At 70.7% G+C, this 8,622-nt stretch carries 7 protein-coding genes; 2 read left to right on the forward strand and 5 right to left on the reverse strand.

What is annotated here, in order from left to right; all coding sequences use genetic code 11:
* The first annotated feature begins 81 nt into the window (after positions 1–81).
* Complete coding sequence (locus K206_RS0123070; protein ID WP_052165967.1) at positions 82–711, forward strand: class I SAM-dependent methyltransferase; 630 nt, start codon at positions 82–84, stop codon at positions 709–711.
* 47 nt (positions 712–758) lie between these two features.
* Here K206_RS0123070 and K206_RS0123075 read toward each other — a convergent pair whose 3' ends face one another.
* Both K206_RS0123075 and K206_RS0123080 read right to left on the reverse strand, forming a co-directional pair.
* Complete coding sequence (locus K206_RS0123075; protein WP_155888188.1) at positions 759–1,628, reverse strand: NAD-dependent protein deacetylase; 870 nt, start codon at positions 1,626–1,628, stop codon at positions 759–761.
* 16 nt (positions 1,629–1,644) lie between these two features.
* Positions 1,645–1,908 (reverse strand): oxidoreductase-like domain-containing protein, encoded by a 264-nt coding sequence (locus K206_RS0123080; protein ID WP_020204762.1) that lies wholly within the window; start codon positions 1,906–1,908, stop codon positions 1,645–1,647.
* A 207-nt stretch (positions 1,909–2,115) separates the two neighbouring features.
* On the opposite strand from K206_RS0123080, the gene K206_RS0123085 reads away from it, so the two are divergent.
* Positions 2,116–2,853, forward strand: coding sequence for a flagellar brake protein (locus K206_RS0123085; RefSeq protein WP_020204763.1), 738 nt, complete (start codon positions 2,116–2,118; stop codon positions 2,851–2,853).
* Positions 2,854–3,054: 201 nt separating this feature from the next.
* On the opposite strand, the gene K206_RS0123090 is transcribed toward K206_RS0123085, so the two are convergent.
* From K206_RS0123090 to K206_RS39035, 3 genes are all read right to left on the reverse strand, one after another.
* A complete protein-coding gene (locus K206_RS0123090; protein WP_020204764.1) occupies positions 3,055–4,572 on the reverse strand; it encodes an efflux transporter outer membrane subunit in 1,518 nt (505 codons plus the stop codon).
* An 11-nt stretch (positions 4,573–4,583) separates the two neighbouring features.
* Entirely contained in the window at positions 4,584–7,784 is a 3,201-nt protein-coding gene (locus K206_RS0123095) for an efflux RND transporter permease subunit (protein WP_020204765.1), read from the reverse strand.
* A 194-nt stretch (positions 7,785–7,978) separates the two neighbouring features.
* Positions 7,979–8,622: efflux RND transporter periplasmic adaptor subunit (locus tag K206_RS39035; protein ID WP_020204766.1), on the reverse strand; the 644-nt coding region annotated here is incomplete at its 5' end.

Consider the following 8,622-nt stretch of genomic DNA (forward strand, 5'->3'; position numbering starts at 1 on the left):
GCCGCCGAGGGGGCCGGCGGGGCCGGATTGGCGCCGGAATCTGCTAGATTTGCCTTGCGGGCCCGGCGCATTCCGCGCCGCATGGCGACTGCGCACAGGGGGCACATCGTGAGCACCGATACCGCGACACTGCAAGCCTACGACCGCGCCGCCGCCGACCATGCCAGGGACTGGCACGCGCGGCCCGCGCCGGCCGGCCTCTACGCCACGCTGCTTGCAACATTCGCGCCCGGTCCGAGCGCCGACATCGGCTGCGGCGCGGGCCGCGACACGGCGTGGCTGGCCGCGCACGGCTTCGACCCGTGCGGCTTCGATCCCTGCGAAGCGCTGCTGGAAGAGGCGCGCCGGCGCTACCCCGCCCTGCCCTTCGAGCAGGCCGCGCTGCCGGAACTCGAAGGCGTGCCGCGCGGCTACTACCAGAACGTGCTGTGCGAGGCCGTCATCATGCACCTGGAGCCACGCATGATCGCCAGCGCCGTGCGGCACCTGCTCGGCATCCTGCGCCCCGGCGGCACGCTGTGCCTGAGCTGGCGCGTCACCGACCACGTCTCGCGGCGCGACCCGGACGGCCGCTTCTACGCGGCCTTCGACAAGGCGCTGGTGGCCGGCGCGCTGGGGCGCGGCGACAGCGTGCTGTCCGACCAGGAAGAGGCGGGCCCGCCGCCGGGCAAGCGGATGCACCGGCTGATCGTGCGCAAGGCGGCGGCTTGATGGAGGCCTGATGGAGGCTTGATGCGGCTGGACGCCGCCCGCGGCGCTCAGGCCAGGCCCAGCCGCGCGTTCAGTTCCGCCAGCGCGGGCGCGCAGGCGGCGTCCACCTTGAGCGCCAGCAACGCGTCGGCGCGGGTCTGGCCGAGGTTGACGGCGGCCACCGGCTTGCCCTGCTTCTGCGCCTCGAGGCAGAAGCGATAGCCGGAGAACACCGTGAGCGAGGAGCCGATCACCAGCAGGGCATCGGCCTGCGCCAGCGCCTGCATGGCGGCATCGACGCGCTCGCGCGGCACGGACTCGCCGAAGAACACCACGTCGGGCTTGAGCACGCCGCCGCAATGGCCGCACGCGGGAATGCGCACGGCCTCGAAGCTGGCCAGTTCCAGATGGGCGTCGCCGTCGGAAGCGGGCAACGCGCGCAGTTCGGCCAGCGCCGGGTTGTCCGCCTCGAGCTGCGCCTGCAACGCGGCGCGCGGACGGCGCGTGCCGCATTGCAGGCAGACCACCGTGCCCACGTGGCCATGCAGCTCGATCACGCCGTGGCTGCCGGCACGCTGGTGCAGGCCGTCCACATTCTGCGTGACCAGCAGGCGCACGTGGCCGGCCGCCTGCAGCCGCGCCAGCGCGAAATGCGCGGCGTTGGGCTGCGCGTTGGCCAGCACCGGCCAGCCCAGCATGCTGCGCGCCCAGTAGCGCTGGCGCACCGCGTGCGAGCGGAAGAAGTCCTGCGCCTGCACCGGCGGCGTGCGCTGCCAGTTGCCCCGCGCGTCGCGGTAGCCGGGAATGCCGGAATCGGTGCTGATGCCGGCGCCGGTCAGCACCAGCAGGCGCGGATGGCGCCGCACGAAATCGTGGAGATCGGCCACGGCGGGCTGGCCGGCGGCGAGTACGGGAGACTCGGGAGATTCGGAAGACAAGGCGGCGCGCACGCTTTCAGAAGCTCGGGCCGCCGGCGGCGGCGGCATCCGCCGTCTCGCCGGCCAGGGCCTGCCACGCCTTCAGCTCGGCGCGGTAACGCGCCATCGCCTCGGCGTGCAGGTCGAAGATGCAGGGCTCGCAGCCGTTGCCGCAGCACTCGTTGATGTCCGGCGCGACCGGCGCTTGCGGCCGCGGCGGCAAGGCCGCCGCGGGCTGCGGCGCGGGCTGCGCGGCTGCGCTGCGCTCTGCTGTGGACGCGGGGTTTTGTACCGACACCATCGACTCCGGTTGGATTGCACCCCAAGTATACCGCCGGGCGGACAACCCGGCTGCGGCCGCGGCGGGAGCACCCGCGCAACGATCCCGCGCATTCGAGCGCGGCGGCGGCGCTGGCATAATCACGGGCTGGCCGGCCCCTCGCGGGTCCCGCATGCGCCAGCCCGCGGCCCATGCCCGGGCCGCGGGCGCAATACCACGAACACCGACATGCCAGCCACGACACCGCAGACCGGAACGCCCCCGGCGCCCGACCACGAGGGCGGGCTCACCGATCCGGACCAGATCCTGCTCGTCCTGCTCGGCCTGGCCCGCCAGGGCGCGTCGCTGCGCCTGCGGCCCGCCGGCATGCATCCCATCGCCACCCGGCTGCTGCTGGCCGAGCCGGCAAGCCGCGCCTGCATCCTGGAATGGTGCCGCAACGGCGCCGAGCTCGACGCCATCCTGAACGCCCGCGAGCTGACGCTCTCGGGCTCGCTCAACGGCGCGCCCGTCCGCTTCCCGGTCGGCACGCCGGCCATCACCCGCTTCGACGACCGGCCCGCCTTCGTCACGCCGTTTCCGGCCAGCGTCCATTACCTGCATCGCCGCCGGCATTTCCGCGCCAGCGTGCCCGCGGGCAGCGGCTTTCGCTGCGAGATCCCGCTCGACGACGGCCAGCTCGCGCATCTGCGCATCGCGGACCTGTCCGTGTCCGGCGTCGGCCTGCGCGCCCCGCAGGCCGACGCGCCGCCACTGCTGCGCGATGCGCGCATCAGGCGGTGCCGGCTGTCGTGCGCAGACCTGGGCTCGCTCGAGGTCGATCTGGAGGTGGTCAGGCACCGCGTTGCCTGGCGCGGCGGCAAGGCCGTCCACCATTTCGGCGGGGCCTTCCGCCATGTCGACGGCCAGACCGAGAAGCAGTTGCAGCGCCTGGTGTTCGCCTGCGAACTGGCGCATCGAGCCTAGGCGCGAAAAAAAAGCGCCCTGGGGGCGCTTTTGGGAGTAGTGACGACATCGGCCTGCCGCTTGTGTGCTCCCCGCTCCCGCTTGCGGGAGCGGGGTCGGGGGAGAGGGAGGACACCTTGCTTGGGCCAGCTCTGGCGGCTTGGGCCCGTTCTGGCGGCTTCGTCAGTCGCCTCAGGCTTGCGCCGCCGCGGCCTTACCGCTTCACGGGTTCGCCGCGAGCGGCGCCGGCGGCGCGGACGAGCCGGCGTCGGGCAGCGGCCCCCAGCCGCCGCCCAGGCTGCGCACCAGCGCCACCGTGGCGGAGGCGCGCAGGCCGGCTACCTGGTTGGCGTCGCGCTGCGACTGCAGCACCGTGCGGTCGGCGTCGATCACCGTCAGGTAGTCCACCGCGCCGGCCTCGTAGCGGCTGCGCGAGATCTTCGCCGCGCGGCGCGCGCCGCCCAGCGCGCCGTCCAGCGCGCCGGCCTGCTGGCTCAGCCAGCGCACGTCGGCGAGGCTGTCTTCCACTTCGCGCAGCGCCGTCAGCACGCTCTGGCGGTAGCTTGCCACCGCTTCTTCGTGCTGGGCCTTGGCCGCGTTGAGGTTGGCGCGGTTGCGCCCGCCGTCGATGATCGGCGCGACGAGCGTGCTGCCGACCAGCGGTCCCAGCATCCATGCCGACGACGACCACTTGAACAGGTTCGACAGGTCGCTCGACTCGAAGCCGAACAGCCCGGTCAGCGTGATCTTCGGGAAGAACGCCGAGCGCGCCACGCCGATGCGCGCGTTGGCCGCGGCCATCAGGCGCTCGGCCTGGGCGATGTCGGGGCGGCGCTCCAGCAGGTCCGAGGGCAGCCCGGCCGGCACCGTGATGAGCGTGGCGTCGAGCGGGCGCGCGGCCAGTGTGAACGCGGCCGGCGGCGCGCCGGTCAGCACCGCCAGCGCGTGCTCCTGGTTGGCGCGGCGCCGTTCGATGGCGGCCAGGTCGGCGCGCGCGGTGCCGAGCTCGGCTTCGGCGCGGGCCGGGTCGAGGTCGGTGGTCTCGCCTTCGTCGAAGCGGCGCTTGAGCAGCTTGAGCGCGTCCTCGCGCAGCACGATGGTGGCGTTGAGCAGGTCGCGCTCGCTGTCGAGCGTGCGCAGCGAGAAGTAAGCCTGCGCCACGTCCGCCTGCAGCGCGAGCTGCACCGAGCGGTACAGGTCTTCGGCGGCGGCGCCCTCGGCGCGCGCGGCCTTGACGTTGTCGGCCACGCGGCCGAACAGGTCGAGCTCGTAGCTGGCGAACGCGCGCGCCTTGTACACGGTCTGCGCCGGCACCTTGGTGCCGTCGGGGAAGCCCTGCGAGGCGGCCGAGTACTGCGTGCGGGTCGGGTCCAGCCCGACGCTCAGTTGCGGATACAGGTCGGCCTCGGCCACGCCGGTGAACGCGCGCGCCTGCTTCAGGCGCGCCGCGGCCACGGCGAGGTCCTGATTGGACTCGCTGGCCTGGGCGATCAGGCGGTCGAGGTCGGCGTCGCCGAAGATCTTCCACCATTCGCCGCGCTGCGCGCCTTCGGCGGGCGTGGCCACTTTCCACTGGCTGCCTTCGGTCCGCGCGGCCTCGGCTTCCTTGTAGGCCGGCGTGGCGGCGGTGGCGGCCTCGGGCACCTTGTACGTGGGCGCCAGCGAGCAGCCGGCCAGGATCAGGGCCACGGCCAGCGTGGCCAGGCGCGGCAGGGTCCCGGATGTGATTGATGCAGTCATGTCAGTCGTCCTTATTCTGCGGAGGCGATGGCCTTGTGGCTCGCCGACGGGGCATCGCCCGCGCTGGCGGCGCGGCGGCGCTCGCCGCGCGTGGCCAGCAGGCGCAGCGCCACATAGAACACGGGGGTGAGGAACAGCCCGAAGAAGGTCACGCCCAGCATGCCGGCGAACACCGCCACGCCCATCGCGTGGCGCATCTCGGCGCCGGCGCCGGTGGAGATCACCAGCGGCACCACACCCATGATGAAGGCGAACGAGGTCATCAGGATCGGGCGCAGGCGCAGGCGGCTGGCCTCGATCGCGGCCTGCACGATGGAGCGGCCTTCATGCTCCAGCTCGCGCGCGAACTCCACGATCAGGATCGCGTTCTTCGCCGACAGCCCCACCAGCACGATGAAGCCGATCTGCGTGAAGATGTTGTTGTCGCCGCGCGTGAGCCACACGCCGGTCATGGCGGCCAGCAGGCTCATCGGCACGATCAGGATCACCGCCAGCGGCAGCGTCAGGCTTTCGTACTGGGCGGCCAGCACCAGGAACACCAGCAGCACGCACAGCGGGAAGATCCACACCCCCGCGTTGCCGGCCAGGATGTCCTGGTAGGTCAGGTCGGTCCATTCGAACTTGATGCCCTTGGGCAGCGTCTCGGCGGCGATGCGCTCGGCCGCAGCCTGCGCCTGGCCCGAGGAGAAGCCCGGCGCCGGGCCGCCGTTGATGTCGGCGGCGGTGAAGCCGTTGTAGCGCACCACGCTGTCCGGGCCGAAGCCCTGCTTGACGGTGAGCAGCGACGACAGCGGCACCATGTCGCCGGCGCGGTTGCGCGTCTTGAGCTGCAGGATGTCCTCGGCGTGGTTGCGGAACTGCGCATCCGCCTGCACCTTGACCTGGTACGTGCGGCCGAACTTGTTGAAGTCGTTCACGTAGGCCGAGCCGAGGTAGGTCTGCAGCGTGTCGAACACGTCCGTGACCGGCACGCCGAGCTGCTTGGCCTTGACGCGGTCGAGCTTGACGTCGAGCTGCGGCACGTTGACCTGGTAGTTGCTGAAGATGCCGGCCAGCTCGGGCGTGGCGCGTGCCTTGCCCATGAACGCGTTGGTGGCGTCGAACAGCGCGTCGTAGCCGAGCGCGGCGCGGTCCTCGATCATCAGCTTGAAGCCGCCGATGGTGCCGAGGCCCTGCACGGGCGGCGGCGGGAACACCGCGATGAAGGCGTCCTGGATCGACGCGTACTTCTGGTTCAGGTCGGCGGCGATCGCGTTGCCCGACAGCGCGGCGCTCTTGCGCTCCTCGAACGGCTTGAGCGTGGCGAACACGATGCCGGCGCTCGGGCTGTTGGTGAAGCCGTTGATCGACAGGCCCGGGAAGGCCACCGCCGACTCCACGCCCGGATGCTTGAGCGCGATCTCCGACATGCGGCGGATCACGTCCTCGGTGCGGTCCAGCGTGGCGCCGTCGGGCAGCTTGGCGAAGCTCACCAGGTACTGCTTGTCCTGCGCCGGCACGAAGCCCTTCGGCACCAGCTGGAACACGCCCCAGGTCAGCACCAGCATGACCGCGTAGACGCCGAACACGGCGGTCTTGCGCGAGATCACGCCCTTCACGCCGCGGCCGTAGCGCTCGGCGCTGGCGCCGAAGAAACGGTTGAAGCGGGCGAAGAACTTGCCCAGCACGCGGTCCATGCCGCGCGAGAGCCAGTCCTTGGGCGCGTCGTGGCCGCGCAGCAGCAGCGCGGACAGCGCCGGCGACAGCGTCAGCGAGTTGAAGGCCGAGATGATGGTCGAGATCGAGATGGTCAGCGCGAACTGCTTGTAGAACTGCCCGGTCAGGCCGCTCATGAAGGCCAGCGGCACGAACACGGCGATCAGGGTCAGCGCGATGGCGATGATCGGGCCGCTGACTTCGCGCATGGCCTTGTAGGTCGCTTCCTTCGGACTCAGCCCTTCCTCGATGTTGCGCTCGACGTTCTCCACCACCACGATCGCATCGTCCACCACGATCCCGATCGCCAGCACCAGGCCGAACAGCGAGAGCGCGTTGATCGAGAAACCGAAGGCGTGCATCAGGCCGAAGGTGCCGACGATCGACACCGGCACGGCCAGCAGCGGGATGATCGAGGCGCGCCAGGTCTGCAGGAACAGGATCACCACCAGCACCACCAGCGCGATGGCTTCGAACAGCGTGTGGGTGACGGCCTCGATACTGTGGCGCACGAACTGCGTGGGGTCGTAGACGATGCTGTAGTCCACGCCGTCGGGGAAGTTCTCCTTGAGCTCTTCCATCGTCTTGCGCACGTCGTCCGAGATCTGGATGGCGTTGGAGCCCGGCGCCTGGAAGATCGGCAGCGCCACCGCGGACTTGTTGTCCAGCAGCGAGCGCAGCGCGTATTCCGACGCGCCCAGCTCGATGCGGGCGATGTCCTTGAGGTAGGTCACCGCGCCGTCGGCCGAGGTCCGCACCACCACGTCGCCGAACTCTTCCACGCTGGTCAGGCGGCCCTGCGCGTTGACCGAGAGCTGCAGGTCGGTGCCGGGCAGCGAGGGCGACTGGCCGATCACGCCGGCGGCCACCTGCACGTTCTGCTCGCGGATCGCGTTGACCACGTCGCTGGTGGCGAGCTGGCGCTCGGCCATCTTCTCGGGATTGAGCCACACGCGCATGGAGTAGTCGCCCGAGCCGAACATCTGCACCTGGCCCACGCCCTGGATGCGCGCGAGGCGGTCCTTGACGTTGATCAGCGCGTAGTTGCGCAGGTAGGTCATGTCGTAGCGGTCGTTCGGCGAGACCAGGTGGACCACCATCGTCAGGTCAGGCGAGCTCTTGACGGTGGTGATGCCCAGGCGGCGCACGTCTTCCGGCAGGCGCGGCTCGGCCTGCGAGACGCGGTTCTGCACGAGCTGCTGCGCCTTGTCCGGGTCGGTGCCCAGCTTGAAGGTCACGGTCAGCGTGAGCGTGCCGTCGCTGTTGGCCTGCGACGACATGTACAGCATGTCCTCGACGCCGTTGATCTGCTCTTCCAGCGGCGTGGCCACGGTTTCCGCGATCACCTTGGGGTTGGCGCCCGGGAACTGCGCGCGCACCACCACGGACGGCGGCACCACCTCGGGGTACTCCGAGATCGGCAGCTTGAACATCGAGATGGCGCCGATCAGGAAGATCAGCACCGATAGCACGCCGGCGAAGATAGGCCGGTCGATAAAGAATTTCGAGAGATTCATCTCAGTCTCGGCGAAAGCGCTCCCCCTGGCGGCCCGGGTGGCGGGCGCCATATGGAGCGTGGGGAAGCAAATAAATGGCTCGGTTTTCCGGGGGGGCGGCGTTTCGCCCCCCGGCCCCTCTCCCGCACGCGGGAGAGGGGAGCAAACCCTCAGCAGATTCCGTTCATGTCGGGTTCATGTCGGCCATTCGGGGCTCAGGTCACCGGCTTGCCCTCGGCGGCCTTGTCGGTTTCCTTGTCGGCGGCGGCCTGCTTGCGCTCGGCGGCGTCGGCGCGCTGGTCCAGCTCGCGCTTGTAGGCCATCTCCACCGCCTTGGGCGACACCGTGTCGCCGGGGCGCACGCGCTGCAGGCCGTTGACCACGATCTTCTCGTCGGCCTTCAGGCCCTGGCGGATCACGCGCAGGCCTTCGTACGACGGTCCGAGCGTGACTTCGCGGTAGGCCAGCTTGTTGGCCTTGTCCAGCACCAGCACGAACTTCTTGCCCTGGTCGGTGCCGATCGCGCGGTCATTGATCAGCACCACCGGATGCGGCGCGCCGCCGCCGAGCTTGATGCGCGCGTACAGGCCCGGCAGCAGGCGGCCGTCCGGGTTGTCGAACACGGCGCGCACGCGGATGGTGCCGCTGCGCGTGTCGAGCCGGTTGTCGATCGACTGGATGCGGCCCTCGCGCGGGTATTCGTCCTCGTTGCCCAGGCCCAGGAACACGGGCAGCCTGGACTGCGCGCCCTGGGCGCCGCCCGTGCCGCCGGCCTCGGGCGCGGTGTAGCGCAGGTAGGTCTGCTCGTCGACCTCGAAGTTGGCGTACATCGGCGACACCGACACCACCGTGGTCAGCA

Source organism: Cupriavidus sp. WS (genome assembly GCF_000395345.1).
In the GTDB taxonomy this organism is placed as follows: domain Bacteria; phylum Pseudomonadota; class Gammaproteobacteria; order Burkholderiales; family Burkholderiaceae; genus Cupriavidus; species Cupriavidus basilensis_B.

What these genes read in the sequence shown, in the direction of transcription:
- K206_RS0123090 (WP_020204764.1), bottom strand. Translation starts at nt 4,572, where the DNA reads ATGACTGCATCAATCACATCCGGGACCCTGCCGCGCCTGGCCACGCTG.
- K206_RS0123080 (WP_020204762.1), bottom strand. Translation starts at nt 1,908, where the DNA reads ATGGTGTCGGTACAAAACCCCGCGTCCACAGCAGAGCGCAGCGCAGCC.
- K206_RS0123070 (WP_052165967.1), top strand. Translation starts at nt 82, where the DNA reads ATGGCGACTGCGCACAGGGGGCACATCGTGAGCACCGATACCGCGACA.
- K206_RS0123095 (WP_020204765.1), bottom strand. Translation starts at nt 7,784, where the DNA reads ATGAATCTCTCGAAATTCTTTATCGACCGGCCTATCTTCGCCGGCGTG.
- K206_RS0123085 (WP_020204763.1), top strand. Translation starts at nt 2,116, where the DNA reads ATGCCAGCCACGACACCGCAGACCGGAACGCCCCCGGCGCCCGACCAC.